Consider the following 18,656-nt stretch of genomic DNA (forward strand, 5'->3'; position numbering starts at 1 on the left):
CTCAGGTTTTTGCTTGCCTGACGGACGGGCGCTGGCGGGCGAACCAGTAGAGCACCAGCCCCGCCGCCAACAATGCGCCGGTCATGGCCCAGGCATCCGTCGATGACTGGAACATGATCCACAGGCAAAGCAGCAATGCGAAGCCCGGGATGGCGTAGCCGCCAGGCAAGCGAAATGCCTCTGCGCGTTCCTGTTCATTGGCACGTCGCCGCACGATGGGCAGCGACACAATGCAGAGGGCATAGGAGATCAGGCGGGTCAGCGAACTTGCTGCCGCCAGCCAGACGAACGAGCCGGTGAGGGCGAAGACGGTTCCGAGTACGCCAAGAAAGACGATGGAATTCGCCGGGGTCGCGTGTTTCTCGTGCACTTCGCCGAACCAGCGCGGCAGCAAGCGTTGCTCCGAGAGTGCAAACGTCAGCCTCGGTACCGCGAGCATGATTGACGCAAGATTGCCGCCAATAGAAAACACCGCCGCCAAAGCGATAACGATGCCGCCCGCCGTGCCGGCGAGGACTTCACCGACATCGATGAGGGTCTGGCTGCCATCAGCGTCGGGCAGTACCGAGATATAGACAAGGACGATCAGAAAGTACAGGACCGCAATCATTACGATGGTCGACACCAGGGCGCGCGGCATCGCCTGTTTCGGGTTCTTTGCTTCGCCGGAAATGATGGTCGTGGATTCGAAACCAACGTAGGCGTAAATCAGTAGCAGGGTTGTTCCGCCGAGATCGTCAAAGCTGGGCAAGCTGCCTGGAAAAAGCGTATCAGGGCTGACGTATTGCAGGCCCAGGAGGATCATGAGCACGATCGGTGTCAGCTTCATGAACGTAAAAATGGCGAGCGTCCGAACGCCGTCTTTTACGCCAACGTAATTGGCGTAGGTGAGACCGGCGCCGACACTGATTACGAACACGGCGCGACCGATGCCATCACCAAACCAGGGAACAACTGCACCCAGATAAGTGGCCATTGCTGCGGTGTTTGCCGCAAATGCGGTCATTCGGCTGAGAAACAGTATCCAGCCGGTGCTGAAGCCAACCAGCGGGCCGAACGCGGTGCTGGTGTACAACACCGGGCCACCGGTCTCTTTGAAGTAACTCGATAGCTCGGCAAATGTCAGAACGATCGTAATGACCAGGACGCCGACGATCAGAAACAGCCAGGGACTCCATGGCCCTGCCTGTGCCGCAATGGATGCGGGCAACGCAAATATGCCGGCACCAATCACACCGTTGAGTGCTAATACCGCGATACCAAGAAAGCCAATGCCTCGCAGCAGCTGTTTAGGATTGTTTCCGGGAACGGTGGACGAGGTCATGGTCGGAGCCCTTGTTGTTGTTTTTGTTCAACGGACCATAGACAACAACCGGGGCATAGCGCAACTGGCTTGAGTTCTCGCATGTTTGTGCTCCGACCCGGCGGCCCCCGTCGCACTACCGCTACGTGCAGCGTCATTGCGCTGCCCGGGCGGACCGGCAGGCATCAAGCGCTCGTAAGCACCGATCATGGCCACGGTGAGTGTTCCCGAGTCCGGTTATGCTGCCCGCTCAGGTTGCAGCCGCGGCGACCTCCTGCGTGGACTTTACTGCAGGACAGGCGATAATGGAGCGCATCTGGACACGCCCGGGAGCCGTGCAATGCGAATTTCGCCAGCCATATGTGCCGCGTTTATCGTAGTCTTAGCCGCCTGTTCCTCAAACACCTCAGAAGTGCCCATGCCCGAGAAAATACCGCATACCCTGAACATCCACGGCGACGAGCGCGTCGATGACTATTTCTGGATGAACGACCGCGAAGACCCGCGTGTGATCGACTGGTTGAACAAGCAAAACGAGTGGACCGAGAAGCGCATGGAGCCCATGCAGGGCCTCAAAGCCTCGTTGTTCGATGAAATGCGGTCACGCATCAAGGAGGAAGATTCGTCGGCGCCGTACAAAGACGGGGATTATTGGTACTACTACCGCTACGAGGAGGGTCATGAGTACCCGGTTTACTGCCGCAAACGAGGGCAATTGACTGCGCCTGAAGAGGTGCTGCTCGATGTTAATGGTCTGGTCGGCGAGCATGAATATTTCGCGGTCCGTAACTTTGCGGTCAGTCCTGATCACAAGCTGGCCGCGTATGGTGTTGATACCCAGGGCCGGCGTTTTTACACGATCTACTTTCTTGATCTTGAGACTGGACGCCTGCTGGACGACCGGATAACGGATGTCACCAGCAATTTCGAATGGGCCAACGACAGCAAGACGTTGCTGTATTCCGTTCAGGACAGCGAAACCCTGCGCATGGACCGCGTGTACCGACACGTACTGGGAGAACCAAAAGACACGCTGGTGTACGCCGAACCGGACGACACCAACTGGTTGTGGGTTGAGAAGTCATTGTCATCCCGCATGTTCTACCTCGTTAGTGCGGCGACCGTCTCGACGGAAGTCAGATACTTACCTGCAGATACGCCGCTAGCCGAACCCCGTCTGTTTTTGCCGCGCGAGCCGGACCATGAATACTTTGTAACGGATGGCGTTGACCGTTTCTTCGTTCTGTCCAATGACAACGCGAGGAATTTTCGGGTATTCGAGGTGCCGCTCGACAACACGGCGCGAGATCAGTGGCAGGAGATTGTACCGCACAGGGAAGATACGCTTATCGAAGGCTTCGATATCTTCAAAGACTATGCGGTGCTGTCCTTGCTTGAGAACGGGGTCGTGCAGCTCGAAGTGATGCCGCGTGGTGCAGGCGAAACGTACCGAATTCCGTTCGACGAAGACGTCTTTACAGCCTATTCGGACGACAACGTCCAGTACGATACACACTGGTTTCGCTACGGTTATGAATCCATGACCACGCCGGAATCGGTCTACGATTTCAATCTGCAGACGCGGGAACAAAAACTCGTCAAAGAAGACACGGTTCTGGGAGGATTCGACCGTGCCAACTATGAGTCGAAAGCCATTGTTGTGCCGGCGCGGGACGGGGCATCGATACCCGTATCCATGGTGTACCGCAAAGGTATCAAGCTGGATGGGACTAATCCCTTGTTGCAGTACGGCTACGGTTCGTACGGAGTCACCATTGATCCATCATTCAATTCGGATCGACTCAGCCTGCTGGATCGCGGGTTTATTTTTGCCGTAGCGCATATCCGCGGTAGCTCGAAGCTGGGTCGTGAGTGGTACTACGAAGGTCGCCAGCTCAAGAAGATGAACACCTTCAATGATTTCATTGACGTGTCCAGATACCTCATTGACCAAGGTTACACGTCCCCCGAACACCTGTACGCGCGCGGTGGCAGTGCAGGCGGTTTGTTGATGGGCGCTGTCGTCAATATGGCGCCGGAGTTGTACAAAGGTATCTCGGCGGCCGTGCCGTTTGTTGACGTTGTAACGACAATGCTGGATGACAGTATTCCGCTAACCTCCGGTGAATGGGACGAATGGGGTAACCCGAACGAAAAAGAGTTTTACGAGTACATGCTGTCGTATTCACCGTACGACAACGTCGAGAGGAAGGACTACCCGAATATGCTGGTGACCACCGGTCTGCATGATTCGCAGGTACAGTATTGGGAGCCAGCGAAATGGGTTGCCAAGCTTAACGAATACAAAACCGACGACAACATGCTGCTACTGAAGACTGACATGCAGGCCGGGCACAGTGGCAAAACCGGTCGTTTCCAGAGTCTGGAAGATACGGCGTTGTATTATTCGTTCTTCCTGTGGCTGGAAGGCATTCGGGAATAGTGCGCTGGCAGCGGAAGGGGAGCGCCATGGCAAAAACGTTTGTGATATTGGCAGCCGTTGTCTTGTCGTGGTCTGTCCAGTCCGCGGCCGATGAACTGACGGACATCAATAATTTCCGGCAGTACTCGGCTACGTTCGCCAGTGCCGGTCAGCCCACGTTGGAGCAGCTACCTGTTCTGCGCGCTGCCGGCTTCGAAAGAGTGATCTACATTGCCTGGTCAGATCAGGCCAAAGCACTGCCGAACGAAGACCGCCTGGTCGCCAACCTTGGCATGGACTATTTGCACATTCCTGTTGACTGGGACGCGCCGAAGGTTGCGGACTTTCAGATGTTTGCTGCGGCGATGCAACTGTCTCCAGTGCAGAAGACATTACTGCATTGCCAGGTCAATTTCAGAGCTTCTGCATTCAGTTTCCTCTATCGGGTCATTTACGATGGCGTGTCTGTTGAAGAGGCGAAACGTGATCTGAACTCGGTCTGGCGGCCCAACAAGACATGGCGAGACTGGATATTCGACGTTCTGGCCACTCACAAGGTGTCGCCACACTGTACGGACTGTGACTGGAGTATCCCGGCGGAATAAGGCAGTTGCGCGTGCAACTTGCCGGTAATTGAATGGCTGCCGCGGTTATGCTCCAATCGCCTCGCAGCACCGAACGTCTATTTCGGTCCGGGGGGGTCCATGAAGTTCACATCCAAACTGTTAGTCAGCAGTGTTTTTGTCTTTGTATTCTGTGCCGCAGCTCAGTCGCAAGAAGCCGACCTTGTGCTGCGTAACGGGGTAATTTGGACCGTCGATGAAGCGTTACCAAAAGCCGAATCGATTGCGACACTGCGAGACAAGATCATCTATGTCGGTGACGAATCCGGCGTCCGTCAACACATTGGTCAGAACACCAGGGTCATCGATCTCGGCGGTAAACTCGTGGTGCCGGGATTCAACGACAATCACGTGCACTTCGAAGGCACCGGGCGCTTGTTGTACGGCTTGAACTTGCTGGATGTTTCCAATGCCGCGTTGTTCGCCGAACGTATTCGGGAAGTTCACGAACGCTATGCAGCCGGAACCTGGATCACGGGTGGCGACTGGTCCGCGTACGAGACCTGGGCTGCCAATGATGTCGCGGAAGCTGGCAGGCAGGTGAATCCGGATGACATGTACGGCAATTTGTTTTTGCCAAACAAATCCATGATTGACAGCTTCACCAAAGACCGACCGGTATTGGTCAGACGTTTTGACCGCAAGGTGTATCTGGCGAACAGCGCCGCCCTCGAGCGTGCGGGAATTCGCAAAGGCATGCCGGACCCGGAAGGGATTGCAGTAGAGCGTGATCGTTCCGGTGAACCGACGGGAGCATTGTTCAATCCCGTAGCGGGTGCCGTCGAATCTACAGTGCTCGTTCAGGACAATGTTCGATTGTTGTTCGAAGAGCACATCCCGGAGCCGTCGCGAGAACAACGCACGGCGGAAACGCTGCGCGCCTGGGAACAAATGAAGTCGGTGGGTGTGACCAGTTACTCCGACGTCACGTCGGCGCCTATTCAGGTTGATATATATCAGGAGCTCAAAGACAAAGGGCTGATGACAGCGCGGGTCCGCTATCGACCGCCGCTGGACCAGTGGGAGTCGATGAATGCTCTGGGGATTCACGTTGGATTCGGTGACGAATGGATACGCTACGGTGCGGTGAAAGCGTGGATCGACGGGATCATGGGCAACAGCTCAGCGCGCTTTTATGAACCCTATACGCACAATCCATCGAGCCGTGGCATATGGCGCGACATCATGTTTCCGTTCGAGCGCAGCCCGGACAATCCGGAAGATATGCAAAGTCGCCTGGAACGACTCGCGCTGCAGGCGGATGCACACGATATTCAGTTGACGGTGCATGCAATCGGTGACGAAGCGAACGGCTATCTGATGGATATGGTGGAACGCCTCATCGAGAAGAACGGTGAACGCGACCGGCGGTTCCGGCTGGTACACGCGCAAGTGATGACCGACCGGGACATTGAACGGGCGGGTCGCATGGGCGTTGTTATGGAAGTGCAGCCCTACCATACCTCCGACGACATGCGCTGGATGGAAGAACGAATCGGGCGCGAACGCTCACGCGGCGCCTATGCCTTCCGGCGTATGTGGGATGCCGGTTCGGTAGTGAGCTTTGGCTCGGATTCACCGGGTACCAATGCATCTCGTTATTACCTGAATCCGCTACTCGGTATCTACGCAGCGGTTACGCGCAAGACGTTGTCAGGGGCACCGGAAGGCGGCTGGTTTCCCCAAGAGAAGCTGACAGTGGAACAGGCTATACAGGGTTACACGCTGAATACGGCCTATGCGGCCTATGAGGAAGATATCAAAGGCTCGCTCACTGTCGGCAAGCTGGGTGACTTCGTCGTGCTATCGGATAACCTGTTGACCATGAATCCCGACAACATCAAGGACGTAAAGGTACTCACGACCGTTGTTGGTGGCAAAGTGGTGTACGAAGCGCCCTAGACCAACGGTGTTCGAAGTCATTCAGGGGAAGCGGTAGTCGCTTCCCCTTTATTTTGTGGCCAGCCCACACTAGGCTGCAGTCTTCGATCTGTGTAGGGATGCCTGTATTGATGTCTGCCAATGAATCCGCCGTCACCAAGCGTTCGATTGCGATCGCTGGCAACATTGGGGCCGGAAAGTCGACGCTGGTGGAGTTTCTCAGTACGACTTACGGTATTGCGCCATTCTACGAGCCCAGTGAAGATAATCCTTATTTACCGGACTTCTACAAAGACATGAAACGCTGGGCGTTTCATTCGCAGATATATTTTCTCGGCCACAAGTTCCGCATTCATCAGGCACTGGATCGTATGCCCGGCGTCGTCGTACTTGACCGCACGATATTTGAAGACGCGGAAATTTTTGCGACGGCTTTGCATGACATGCGGCACATCGATGATCGGGACTGGGATACGTATTGTGGCTTCTATCAGGCCATTCTGCAGGCAATCAAGCCTCCCGATCTCATGATCTATCTCCGTTGTTCCATGCGCACTTTACGCAAGCGCATTCGTCTGCGTGGCAGGGCAATGGAACAGGACGTGCCGTTGAGTTACCTCAAGCGTCTCGATCGTTTGTACGAAGATTGGATCGAGCGCTACGAGCTTGGCGACAAACTGATTCTGGAAACCGACCGGCTCGATTATATTCACGATCTCGTGTATCGCCTAGACGTCATGCAGCGCATTGAAGCTGTACTGCCAGCTGAGATCCACAGGCCCGGAGCTTGAGTGCGCGGCGAGACACCCGCCGGGACGGCCGGCGCTAGCTGCCAAACGGTTCAATAAAGCTCGACGGTACCGGTTCACCATCCGCGTAAGCCGGTGTGAATTCGCTCTCATTCAAGGTGGCAAGAATAGCGTCGGAGCAACGTTGGGTAATGGCGGCGCCCTCACCGGGGAGAATGCTGAAGTTACTTTGAGCGCCATCTGCTGCGACGTGGGCTTTTGCCCAAACTGTAAAGCGTACGCGCTTTGGGCATTCCTTTTGCCAGCGCTCTGAAGTCAAGCCACGTTGCGCCGCAATATGCTCATCACCGTAGGCCTCGATATTTTCTTGCAAGCCCGGGTTGTTCAGTATTCGAACGGTTTGCTCATCGCCGGCTTTGCGAAATTCAACCCGAAACTGGACGTAGACGCTGATCGCTTTGCCATTGACGCGGGCAGGGGTCATACGGGCCTTTTTCGCGGCGAGGACAATGGCCTTTATGAAGACTTCATCACCGGCGTTCTTGACGTAACAGCCGCTTTCTTCCATCCGTCCGGAGGCCTTTACCTGCGACGCGCATTGCAATATTGCAGTAGCGTCGCCACGCAATTCAGGAAACTCAATGCGCGGCAGCAACGGGTCTTCAGGATGATCAAACGTGGCGGGTACGCGTTCGGCGGCGGCCAGCGATGAAAACAACAGGTAACCAATCAGGGTGTAGCGGCTCGTTCGTGCGGTCATACAGGGTCCGTAAAGCGGAGACGAAAGTAGCAGGTATTTTAATCAGAACCGGTTACTGATAAAGAGTTCCGTGGCAAACCTGTCAATACCGAGGGGCGGCTCATTCGCTCAGGGCCTGAAATTCGTACATGGCTTCAATGATAGGCGATAGTGGTTCGCCGTAACGTCCAAACCAGTTGTGATACAGGCGTCGGATGCGGGCATCGTCGTACAACGATGCCAATGCGCTGTCCGCCAGCAAGCGGAAGTCTGTGTCGCCGCGTTTAATCATTAGTGAATATGGTTCGCGTGAAAACACCTGGCGGGCCATGACGTACTGCGATGCGCCCGCGCTGCGGAACACCTGGCCAATTAACATCGCGCGGTCCGAGGCATAGCCGTCCACCTTGCCTTCATTCAGCAACTTCATGCCTTCGTCGTGGGTGCTGATCAATGCAAGCGTAAAGCGGTAATCGTTCAGTCGGCCGTAACGCAGCAGAGCAGCTTCGGTCGTTGTGCCTTTGATGACCGCGACCCGGGTATCGGGCAGGTCCTCCAGAGAAGCGATCGGTCGCTGCTTGCGCGACAACACGGTGCCGCCTGTAATGAACGTCATCAGCGTAAAGTCGACCTGTTCCCGTCGCGTCATCGTGACCGTGGTGGCGCCGCATTCTATGTCGACAAGTCCGTCGGCAACGGCGCTGATTCTATCTTCGGGCGCAACCAACGGAACGTACTCGAGCTTGAGGTCGCTGCGTCCGAGTTTCTGGCCGACCGCATCGGCGATATGCCGGCAAAGCGCTATCGAATAGCCTGTTGTTTTGCCATCCGCGTCAATGAACGACATGGGTGGGGCATCGGGTACAAAACCTATGCGGAATGTCCCGCTCGTAGCCACATGTTGCAGCGTGGGACTATTGTATTCATCTGCGATGACAGCCTGAGTGGTCACCAACAGGACTGCGAATGTCAGCCAGCGATTCATAAGATTCTCCGGACTGCGCGACCGCTATGGCCAAGCGACTTCCTGCAGTCTGGCAAGGCTGGACGTTGAAGTCCACTTAGCGGGCAAGTTTGCAGCCTATTCGGGGCGCAGGCGTATGATTTCGAGGGTATTCTTCTCAACAGCGGCTCTTGAGTACAACATGGGAAAGGAGGAATCAACGGCCCAGCCCTCGAGCAGATTGCCGTAGAACGGAGATCGCGGGTCGCCCGACTGGCCCGGTGCATTGGTCATTCGAGCTGCATCCCAATTGCCCACGTCGAGTACCATGCGGAATGAAGCGCCTGAGCGGACAGAAAAATCTGCCGGATTGAAGCCGGTATTGTTGGTCGTGTTGCTGCTGCCACCGCGGGCGTAGTCGGGGTAAGTCATGCTGGCCCGCAATTTTTTGTCAGCAAGATGGATAAGAGGGTGTTGGAAGCGCATTCGGTGCAGATCACCCCAGCGCCATTGGTCACTGCTGGTGCCCAGTAGCGCCGCCGTCTCGTTCCAGGCATTGCGCAGCGTCACGCTGACGATGGCATCCGTTTGCTCTTCATCCAGCACGCGGAGGATTGCGCGGGTGTCCAGACTGATTGCAATGGTGGACATTTTTGTCGCTAACATCGAACTGAGCGCCGGCCGCAGATGGCGATGCAGCCAGACGTTGTACAACGCGGCAGGAGCGGAGTCCGGTGTCAGAGTGGCATCCCACTCGCGCAGCATTCTGGCCGCCGCTTGGCGGTCGTCTGCAGGGATAGCAGTGACGAGTTGGCGAGCGAGCACCGAGTGATAATCGCGTTGCAAAGCCAGTGAGTTTTCGAGCGTATGCTTGTCGTCGTCAGCCAGTACTTCCCATAGTCGCTGGTAGCGCCACGGCGCAGACCATTCGAAACCCAGCGGGTACTTGCTGATCGGGTAGTCAGCTGGCAGGTTATTGGAATTGGCGGAGCCCGTGTAGCCGCGCGCCGGATTGTATTCGACCGGCAGCACGTCCATGTCGTGGTAACCGTCCCATTCATAACGACCGTCGCCTGGCACGGGCAGCAAGCCATCGAAGCCGACCCGGCGCGGAAACAGCCCGGCGGGCTTGTAGCCGATATTGCCGTCAATGTCGGCATACACCTGGTTTTCGGACGGGGCTCCCCAGCGATTGAGTGCGGCCAGAAATTCACGCCAATTGTTGGCACGCATGTATTCAACACTGCCGAAATACGGCGCCATACCGGCATCCAGCCACGCGGCCCTCACCGCGTAGAACTGTGTGTCGGTTTCCGCGACGATCGGGCCATGCCGCGTAAATCGCAGGCGAACATCAACGTCTTTGCCGCCACGCACCTTTATCGTTTCATGAATGTCAGTGACGTCTTCCTGCTGCTTGCCGTAACGATAGCTATTGCCATCGGCGGATCGCTCGTAGACATAGACGTCTTCCTGATCAATCGGAAAAATAGTCAGACCAAATGCGATGCGTTCGTTGTGGCCAATGGATATGCCGGGCAAAGCAGGTTCGCCCGCGCCAATGACGTTCAAGTCGGGAGCGACCAGATGGGCAATGTAACGAAGCGAGGGAACGGCGTGGCCGCGATGCGGATCATCGGCGAGGATTGGTCGGCCGGTGCTCGTTCGTTCCGGCGCAACCGCCCAGTTGTTGCTGCCGAGACTGGTGTCTTCGCTCTTGGCTCGTGACAGCAAGACCGCCTTTTTTGCGTCGTTGAATACGACAGGTGCCGTAGCCAGTTCGTAGTCAAGCAGTACATCGTCGGGAATGTCACATGGATTCAGTCCGTCCGGAATTTTGGTTGTCCACGCCGGTTCCAGCGGTCGCCAGTATTCGCTGGCATCAAGGTCGCCGGTACACGCAAGGCGGGCTCGTTTGATTTCGCTGGCCGCGTTTCGCCAGAGGCCGTGACCTCGAATTCGTACAACGTCGTCGGCCTGCCACTTTTGCGGCTTGTAATTCAGTAACTCGAACTCCGGCGGTAGCAGGTCCGGGCGGGAATTGAGCAAGTCAATGTACGCGTTAATGCCGGCCGTAAACGCAGTGGCGATTTCCTTGGCATCAGAGCCATAGGAGAGCCATTCACGGTACATATCGCCACGATAAAGGAAGAGGCGAGAGGCACGGTCTTGAGCAACGTAATCGGGACCCAATACGGCGGACAAGCGGCCAAGGCCGCGTAACCGCCATAGATCGATTTGCCACAAGCGGTCACGGGCGGCGTTCCAACCCTGGACGAAAAATGCATCGTAATGCGTGCCGGCGTAAATATGCGGTATTCCCCAGCGGTCAATCAGAATTTCAGCCGGTTGCTGCAGGCCTTTTGCGGTGAATTGCCGTGGTTCGTCCGCGAAGGCGGTCGCTGAAAATACCAATGATAACAGGGTCAAAAATTTCATTCGGCACTACACTCCGTGTCCATTAGTAACCAACGCAATCCAGTACGTTCATGCACCAGCACACATTGCGGGCCATCCAGCAGCAAACGGAATACCTCCGCCGACGAGTTGATCGCGCTACCCTGACCTGCGTTTCCAGTGGCAGCGGTTGCAGGATCAAAATGCAAGGTGCTGCTGACGGTAAACGCGTCGTCCGCCAGGGTTACCGGTCTGACACCCAGTGCAGCACCGATGACCTGACTCAGCTCACGTCGACTCTCGGCATCAGCCTTTGTGATCCGTGCCGGTTCGCCTTCCGGCAGAGGCGTGCTGCTGCAGCCAGCATTTAATGCCAGTAACAATGACAGGCACGGTAATAGTAATTTTTGCATCAGTTGGTTTCCACGATGCGCATCTCGCGCCACGGTGCTTTCGGCAGGTACAAGTTATCTTCGCGGTAGTCGCCCGGGAAGGTCTTGCCGAGTCCCGGTATGCCGATGGAACTCGGCGTAGGGCAGCTGCCGTTTTCACGGTACTGCAGGGCAGCGGCAAAACGCCGTTCGTTGATGTCTCCCAGTGGCTGACTGAAATCGTCAGCGACCTGACAGCCGGGCAACACAGTGGTTTGAATACTGGCATTTTGCGGTGAAAAGCCATCCGCATAGTCGCCGAAACCCTGTTCATTCTCACCACGGAACTGAATCGTGAAATATGTCGTGCCGCAATTGTCCGTCGGATAGAAGCCGTAAGGCTTGCCGCAAGTCCGCGAGCCGATCTGAATGACGTCGATGCCTATGCCGCGCAAGCCATTGATCACGGATTCGCTCGCGGAGCAGGTTCCGGCGCCTGTCAGTACGAAGACCCGCGAGAGGTTGAGCGCAGGCAAGAATTGCCCGGCGGTACTGGTGTTGAAGAATGGCATTGGCGTGATGGTCTCACCGGTGATCGGATTCCTTGCCGTGTGTTTGTCGTTGAAGCGCATCGTTTCAAAAGTACGGTTTGCGGTGGCCGTATTACCGGCGATCATGTAGGCCAACTCGCTGGCGATATAAAGAAAGCCGCCACCGTTGTACCGCAGATCGATAACCAGGTCGGTCACATTGTCGTTTGCCAGCTGCGTGAAGGCATCGATCAGTCCCTGTTCGGCGGGTGCGATGTGATCATTGAACAGCATATAGCCAACGTTGCCACTGGTTGTTGCTACCGTGCGGACGTTTTGCACGGGTGTTGACGTTACCGTCTGTGCGGTCAGGTTGATGTTGCGTTCCGTGCCGTCGGGGTCACGCACCCGAAACTGATGAGACTCACCGGCAGCCGCGGGTGACAGGCCATTGTTTAGCGTGTCTGTATCGCTGCCATTGGCGACATCGACGCCGTCGATCTCAAGAATTGTCGTACCACGTACAAGGCCGGCAGCGCTGGCAGGCGTGTTCGGGTCGGTGTAGGCGACGAGTAACTGCCGAGGTGGTGAGCGGGAGAGCAAGGCCCACTGCACCCCGTAGCCGACAGCCGCGCCGGTTTGCGACTGTGCGTACCACTCGGCACTGTCCTGGGTGAAATGGTATTGGTCTTTCGGTGTGCCGGAAATCGTTGTAGCGCTGGTCTTCAGCCCCTCGAAATACTCTGCTGTGCTGTACAGCGCCGGATTACGATCGACGATTTCCCGGTACCAGAGATACGTGTCATTGCTGTAAGAACGAAGATAGTTGTTCTCGTCAGTGCGTGAGCCGCTGCGGTCAGCATAGGCCAGACCGGTGGCCGGATTGATGCCCGTGCGGGGGTTGACGCACAGGGACTGGAAATCGCTCGCAGGCGGGAATACGCCCTGGGTCCAGCCGTTGTTGCCGGCACCGATGCGGCCAGCGCTGCCGCCACCACTGCCGCCACCGCCACAAGCGGCTAGTGCGAGCAGCACAACGAGGGTCAATGGGCAGGCCCGGCCGCGTCGAGACCGGAAAGCAGGGCGTGATGCGGTCATAGTGATGCTGTGAGTCAGGGTCGAACCATCATACCGACATGCCTCTGGCCCGGCGAGTCCGCGATCATTGCTGAGAAGGGTTGCAGGGCACAGTGGTGGCCCTTAGGCTAGTCGGCTCGATCAGGCAAGGAGAGCGTTCTGGAACATAAAGTCTTGGCGCCAGTTACGATAGACGCACGTTTTTGCGGCCCGGAAAATTCGGGGAACGGTGGCTACAGTGCAGGACGCCTTGCGTCCGGGATGGCGGGGAGTGTGGAAGTGACGCTGCGCAAGCCGCCGCCGTTGCAAGTGCCCTTGACTGTCAGAGTAGAAGCGGACGGCTCGCGCGGCATGTACTGCGGTGTGGCCCTGGTGGCAAGCGCACGGCCGGCTCCGGTCGTGGTCCGCGATCTGGCCGTGCCTTCCTTTTCTGCGGCGGCAGAGGCTGCGACACGCACGTTTCCCGATCACCTGCATCAGGTGCCGGGCTGTTTTGTTTGCGGTCCGGATCGATTGCCCGGCGAGGGCTTGCGCTTGCACCCCGGGCCGCTGGATGCAGCCGACGTAGAGTGGCAGGGGCCAGTAGCCTGTACCTGGGTGCCGACCGCCGATCTCGGTGATCAGAACTCAGTGGTGCGCAGTGAGTTTGTGTGGTCCGCGCTCGACTGTCCAACGGCGTATGCCTGTGCTTCGATGGCCGGTATGCGATTGTTGCTGCTTGGTCGGCAGACGGTAGAGATCCTGCGTCTGCCGACGGTCGGCCAACGGTGTATCGTCGTGGCGCAACGCGGTGCCCATGAAGGCCGGAAGTTTTTCGCCGATGCCTGCCTGTACAGCGAACATGGCGAGGTGATGGCGCGCTGCAATGCGCTGTGGATTTCGGTCAGCCAGGAAGTGTTGCAAGGAGCTTCCCGGAAGGCGGGTTAATGCAGCGGCGCGACCTTCGGCCGCACGGGTTGCAGCTCAATGTGGGCGGTGCGGGTTTGATTCCGTCCTGCCCGTTTGGCCGCGTACAGTGCTTCGTCGGCGCGGTGCAACCATTCATCGGCCGATTCGCCGCTTTCAAGTTGCGCGACTCCGAGCGAAATAGTCACGGCGCGGTCCCTGGCCAGTTCATTGGCCTCTACCAGGGTGCGTAGCTGCTCCGCCAAACGCGAGGCCTTGTCGATGCCCAGGCCGTCCACGACGATGACAAACTCTTCGCCGCCGATCCGGTAAAGACTGTCCGTTACCCGGATACGCAGGTTGATGATTTCTGTCAGCTGGATGAGGATCTGGTCGCCCGCGGCATGACCGTATTCGTCGTTTATGGCCTTGAAGTGGTCAAGGTCGAGAAAGATCACCGAGGCCGTTGCCGATGTACGTTCATGGTTGGCAATTATCTCGGCAATTTTCTGGTCCAGTGCGCGCCGGTTGCCGGCACCCGTCAACGGGTCACAGGTCGCCAGGTTCATCAATTGCTGGCGTTGATTGCGGGTAAGAGCCGCGAAAGCATAGGCGAAGACCGATGTCATGGTCATTGTGATCGTTGCCGTTGCCAGCATGAACAGGCTCACATTGCCGTAGAGCGCCGGGATGCTGCCCAATATGGATATCACGGAAAGTGCGACCGCTTCTTCCGGTTTGAGCAGATAGTAGGCGACAACCAGTGCGGGGTAGGCCCAAAACAGCTGTTGTGGTCCCATCAGGTACAGGGTGCCGAGATAACCCGCGACGCACAGCAGCGTAATGCAGATACTGGTTGCCCGCACCCGGCTCGAACGAAGCACAAACATACCGAGGGTCGAGAAGCCGGCCACAACCGCGAGATCGAGCAGGCCGATCCAGATTTCCCCGTTCAGCAAGCGCACGATGGCGAAGGGGAGGACCCCGAAGACACCGGCCCCGCACAACATCAGCGGCAGGTACTCCTCCAGTGAGCGACGTCTCCTCAGGCCTTTTTGTAGGTTTTCGATCACGTTGTCGTCTGCGGTGCTACCGCCTCCGGTTGGTCCCGTCTGGGCGCGTGTTCCTGCCCCTGTAGGCCTGCGCCGCAACGGCGCAGGATTGTTGTGCAACAAACTGTTTCCAAACACCTGCGAGGCAAGCTGCGGCGATCAGCCGGGCCAGCGCACCGGTGGCGGTGTTCAAGCGGAATTTGCCTTGCCGGACGCCGCTATTGACCCTCCTATTCTACAAATCGGCGAACAATTTCACCGTTACCGGCGTCTCATTCCGGCGCCTGCGCATCGCCAGCGCGCCACGTTTCGGCGTCCGCTATTTGCACGGTTCGTGCCACGTCCGTCCGCTTCGACGACCTGCCGGACAGGCCGGCCGGAGTATCCGTGTACCGCACTGAGGTCAGCGATTTTCCGCCGCGCGTTCGGCGGCCGTAAAGCTTGCCAGCGATTCGCCCGCGGCATTCAGCAAGGCGAGTCGCCGTCCGGTAATCTGTACATGCCGGGTTTCGTCCAGTACCTGTAATAGCGACGTATCGGACTGCATCACCTCATTGCGACAGGCTCTGCGCGTTCCGGCGAGTGCACTGGCTGTAAAGAGGCCGTCATGCATCGCGTAAGTACCGCTAAAACGGTTGCACGCGCCTTGCACGAACAAGCCGAGATCCTCAGCGAACGTCAGGCGGATATCGAGGTCGCCGTCGAGGTCGTCCTGTGTTGACTCCAGCAAGCGCCATTCCCAGGCAGCAAGCGCAGCGGCAGATGGCACTGCGACGCTGGCAGCCTTCTGCTCACCGACAGAGCGCAGGTTCACGAGTGCGAAGCCGGCCAGAAAAAGCAAAAAGAAGGCGAAACCGGTGATGCCTTTCATGGAATGGATCCTCGCGCCTGTTGTGGGCCGTTGGTGACAGCCAGTTTACCGCAGCCGTGTGCCGCGCGATTGGTGGCCTTACGGGTCTGATATACCATGCGAACATACCGCATTTCCCCACAGTCCTTTTGGAGAGCGCTTATGCTGTTTCGAACACGATCGAAGGTGCCGGGATACGCACCGCTGGCTCTGTTGCTGTTGCTGAGTGCAAACCTTGGACTTGCGGCTGAGCTGCAACGGCACACAGTACCGGCGGACGGCCATCCGCTCGCCGTGTGGGAGAAAAGTGCGCCCGGTGCATCGAACGCGGTACTGCTGGTGCACGGCAGAACCTGGAGTGCCTTACCCGATTTCGATTTGCAGGTCGAGGGCGAAGATCGGTCGCTCATGGACGGCTTGGTCGAAGCAGGTTACGCGGTATACGCGATCGACTTACGGGGCTATGGTGAATCGCCACGTGATGACTCGGGCTGGTTGACGCCCAATCGCGCCGCGGATGATGTTGCCCGGGTTGTCGGCTGGATCGCAGGCCGGCATCGGCAAGGCGGCAAGCCACATCTGTTTGGCTGGTCGATGGGCTCGACGGTGTCGCAGCTGATGGCGCAGCGACACCCGGGCAAGCTTGCATCGCTGACCCTGTTTGGTTACTGGCATGATCTCGATTCGAGTTTGCCGGCCGATGAAGCGGGAATCGTTCCATTGCGGCAGAGCAACACGGCAGCCGCGGCGGCCAGCGATTTCATTACCCCCGGATCGATCAGTCAGCGTGCCATTGATGCCTACGTAACAGCCGCACTGGCGGCTGACCCGGTACGAACTGACATTCGACGGCTGGACCAGTACAACGCGCTCGATCCTGCATTGATCAAGGTGCCGACGCTGGTGATTCAGGGCGAGCACGACCCGATCGCGCCGGCTGATCGGCAAGCAAAACTGTTTCAGCGGCTCGCTACGGGGCACAAGCAATGGGTGGTTGTACCGGGCGGTGATCATGCGGCTTTCCTGGAAGCGCCGCGCGGGTATTTCCTGCGTGAACTGCTGGCATTCATGGCGGGTGCTACGCTCCAGGCAAATCCTTCTCAGCCCGCTGCGGCTGCCGGCACGCCGCGTCAGCGGCGATCTACGTGCAGCTTGCCTGTCTGCCGCGCCGACTGCTGGTATGTCGCGGGCGCTCGGTGAACACAGCAGCGTCGACTTCGTGGGTAAGCAGACCGATGAGTTTCGCTTGCCGAAAGGCTTCAGCATGCCCTTGCATAGTCGTCGACAGACGGCGGATTGAAAGCGACTTGCGGGTTACTCGCGACTGTTTCAGAAGCCCGGCATCCGACCACCGTCAGCAGCATACCGATTGTTCCTCAGCACGCATCCACGGGTGCCATGGCGAAGTCGATCTCGTGATGACATCGCGGGTAATAGCTTGGTCAGGCAATGCGCGTATGATCGTTGCGGCAACCACTGAAAATGCAGAGGACACGGAACCTATACGCAGCAGTTGGTCTATTCGATCCGGGACCCCCGAGCGGTGACGCACCCAGGGACTCAATAATCAGAAACAGGAGGGTCGGCGCAAGCCACGCACGGCCACCCCGGTACGGGTCGCTAACAATTCGCCTGCGCGTAAGTGCGGTCACGCGGTCCAAATGCCAATAAATGGAAAAAGGTATGCCACGCAAAGTTCAACGCGCGATCCTGATTATGGCCATCCTCGGGGCGGCTGGCCTCGTCACATTCCTGCTGATGAGCTCGAAAGCCCCTCCCGAGAAGAAAACGGAAGTGGCGCTTGCAACGCTGGTCGATGTGCTCGAACTGCAAGGCACGGACGAGCAATTCAGCATTCGCAGTCAGGGCACGGTCAAACCGCGTACCGAAACGGTACTCAGTGCCGAGGTGGCGGGGAGTATCGTCAGTATTTCGCCGAAGTTCGTAGCGGGAGGTTTGTTTGCTCGCGACGAAGAGCTGCTGCGGATTGATCCGACCCGCTACGAAGTGGCGGTAGAACAGGCGGAGGCATTGCTTAAACAGCGGCAGATTGAGTTTGACGGCGCGGAGAAGTTACGCAGCCAGGGGTATCGGGCCGAGGCAGAATTGGCGTCGGCGGCGACTGCGCTGGCCGCCGCCCGAGCCGGGCTGGTAACAGCGCGCCGGGATCTGGAAAAAACCCGAATTCGCGTGCCGTACGCCGGCATGGTTCGTGCAAAAGAAACAGACATAGGCTATTTCGTGAACCCGGGCAGTCGACTGGGCGTGGTATTTGCAACCGACTTTGCGGAGGTCCGCTTGCCATTGACGGACGCTGATCTCGCGTTCATCGACTTGCCGGCCGGGTCGGACGGGACAGCGGGCCCACCGGTTCGCCTGACGGCAGTGCAACGTGGAGTCGAGGCGAGTTGGGAGGCGGAAATCGTTCGCACAGAGGGCGTGGTTGATGAGAAGACGCGTGTGACCTACGTCGTTGCGCGGATAGACGACCCCTACCGAAGAAAACCAGGATCGGCTTCGGCAACCGCGTTGCCCATGGGTACGTTCGTCAGCGCGAGCATCGAGGGTCGTACTTTGCAAAACGTCGTACGCGTGCCGCGTTCAGCCCTGCGTGGAGGAGATCAACTGTTGTTCGTGGATGAGGACGAACGTTTGCGGATTCGAACAGTTGACGTGTTGCGGGCCGATGCGTCCTCCGCGTGGTTACGAAATGAAGCGCTGGACGGCAAGCGTATCAACCTGACGCCAATAGAATCACCCGTCAACGGCATGCAGGTGCGGATCAGCGACAGTCGCAACGCTGACGTTGCCGCTCGCGCGGAGAACTGAGGGTT

Annotated in this window: 15 protein-coding genes; 7 read left to right on the top strand and 8 right to left on the bottom strand. The window is 57.8% G+C overall.

Annotated features, from left to right (window positions below; genetic code table 11):
• Window position 1 precedes the first annotated feature (1 nt).
• Window positions 2-1,324 carry an APC family permease gene (locus BA177_RS08385; protein WP_068615352.1) on the bottom strand — a complete coding sequence of 441 codons (1,323 nt, stop codon included), beginning with the start codon at window positions 1,322-1,324 and terminating at the stop codon, window positions 2-4.
• Window positions 1,325-1,721: 397 nt separating this feature from the next.
• Here BA177_RS08385 and BA177_RS08390 point away from each other — a divergent pair, with 397 nt between their 5' ends.
• The 4 genes from BA177_RS08390 to BA177_RS08405 all read left to right on the top strand — a co-directional run bounded on the left by BA177_RS08390 (window position 1,722) and on the right by BA177_RS08405 (window position 7,020).
• Window positions 1,722-3,746: a S9 family peptidase gene (locus BA177_RS08390; protein WP_197493391.1), complete on the top strand. Its 2,025-nt coding sequence runs from the start codon at window positions 1,722-1,724 to the stop codon at window positions 3,744-3,746.
• Window positions 3,747-3,772: 26 nt separating this feature from the next.
• A complete protein-coding gene (locus BA177_RS08395) occupies window positions 3,773-4,330 on the top strand; it encodes a protein tyrosine phosphatase family protein (RefSeq protein WP_156762746.1) in 558 nt (185 codons plus the stop codon).
• A 99-nt stretch (window positions 4,331-4,429) separates the two neighbouring features.
• Window positions 4,430-6,250: an amidohydrolase gene (locus BA177_RS08400; protein ID WP_068615356.1), complete on the top strand. Its 1,821-nt coding sequence runs from the start codon at window positions 4,430-4,432 to the stop codon at window positions 6,248-6,250.
• A gap of 110 nt (window positions 6,251-6,360) precedes the next feature.
• Window positions 6,361-7,020, top strand: coding sequence for a deoxynucleoside kinase (locus BA177_RS08405; RefSeq protein ID WP_068619116.1), 660 nt, complete (start codon window positions 6,361-6,363; stop codon window positions 7,018-7,020).
• A gap of 34 nt (window positions 7,021-7,054) precedes the next feature.
• On the opposite strand, the gene BA177_RS08410 is transcribed toward BA177_RS08405, so the two are convergent.
• The 5 genes from BA177_RS08410 to BA177_RS08430 form a co-directional block, all read right to left on the bottom strand.
• Window positions 7,055-7,738 carry an energy transducer TonB gene (locus BA177_RS08410; RefSeq protein WP_068615358.1) on the bottom strand — a complete coding sequence of 228 codons (684 nt, stop codon included), beginning with the start codon at window positions 7,736-7,738 and terminating at the stop codon, window positions 7,055-7,057.
• Between the two features lie 100 nt (window positions 7,739-7,838).
• The gene (locus tag BA177_RS08415; RefSeq protein ID WP_068615360.1) at window positions 7,839-8,702 is read right to left on the bottom strand and encodes an amino acid ABC transporter substrate-binding protein; all 864 of its coding nucleotides are present in this window, start codon (window positions 8,700-8,702) and stop codon (window positions 7,839-7,841) included.
• A 96-nt stretch (window positions 8,703-8,798) separates the two neighbouring features.
• Window positions 8,799-11,099 (bottom strand): penicillin acylase family protein, encoded by a 2,301-nt coding sequence (locus tag BA177_RS08420; RefSeq protein ID WP_068615361.1) that lies wholly within the window; start codon window positions 11,097-11,099, stop codon window positions 8,799-8,801.
• A complete protein-coding gene (locus BA177_RS08425) occupies window positions 11,096-11,470 on the bottom strand; it encodes a hypothetical protein (RefSeq protein WP_068615363.1) in 375 nt (124 codons plus the stop codon). Before BA177_RS08425 ends, BA177_RS08420 begins: the two co-directional genes overlap by 4 nt.
• Window positions 11,470-13,005, bottom strand: coding sequence for a S41 family peptidase (locus BA177_RS08430; protein ID WP_197493392.1), 1,536 nt, complete (start codon window positions 13,003-13,005; stop codon window positions 11,470-11,472). The genes BA177_RS08425 and BA177_RS08430 overlap by 1 nt, the downstream gene beginning before the upstream one ends.
• Before the next feature lie 204 nt (window positions 13,006-13,209).
• Here BA177_RS08430 and BA177_RS08435 point away from each other — a divergent pair, with 204 nt between their 5' ends.
• Window positions 13,210-13,962, top strand: a complete 753-nt coding sequence (locus BA177_RS08435) for a hypothetical protein (protein ID WP_156762747.1) — start codon at window positions 13,210-13,212, stop codon at window positions 13,960-13,962.
• Here BA177_RS08435 and BA177_RS08440 read toward each other — a convergent pair.
• Both BA177_RS08440 and BA177_RS08450 read right to left on the bottom strand, forming a co-directional pair.
• Window positions 13,959-14,993, bottom strand: a complete 1,035-nt coding sequence (locus BA177_RS08440; protein WP_068615367.1) for a GGDEF domain-containing protein — start codon at window positions 14,991-14,993, stop codon at window positions 13,959-13,961. The genes BA177_RS08435 and BA177_RS08440 overlap by 4 nt on opposite strands.
• Before the next feature lie 382 nt (window positions 14,994-15,375).
• On the bottom strand, window positions 15,376-15,843 hold the full coding sequence (locus BA177_RS08450) for an META domain-containing protein (protein ID WP_068615371.1): 468 nt from the start codon (window positions 15,841-15,843) through the stop codon (window positions 15,376-15,378).
• 141 nt (window positions 15,844-15,984) lie between these two features.
• Here BA177_RS08450 and BA177_RS08455 point away from each other — a divergent pair, with 141 nt between their 5' ends.
• Both BA177_RS08455 and BA177_RS08460 read left to right on the top strand, forming a co-directional pair.
• Window positions 15,985-17,022 carry an alpha/beta hydrolase gene (locus tag BA177_RS08455; protein ID WP_068615373.1) on the top strand — a complete coding sequence of 346 codons (1,038 nt, stop codon included), beginning with the start codon at window positions 15,985-15,987 and terminating at the stop codon, window positions 17,020-17,022.
• A 483-nt stretch (window positions 17,023-17,505) separates the two neighbouring features.
• Window positions 17,506-18,651 (top strand): efflux RND transporter periplasmic adaptor subunit, encoded by a 1,146-nt coding sequence (locus BA177_RS08460; protein WP_197493393.1) that lies wholly within the window; start codon window positions 17,506-17,508, stop codon window positions 18,649-18,651.
• Window positions 18,652-18,656 lie beyond the last annotated feature (5 nt).

The sequence above is a fragment of the Woeseia oceani genome (assembly GCF_001677435.1).
GTDB classification, from domain to species: domain Bacteria; phylum Pseudomonadota; class Gammaproteobacteria; order Steroidobacterales; family Woeseiaceae; genus Woeseia; species Woeseia oceani.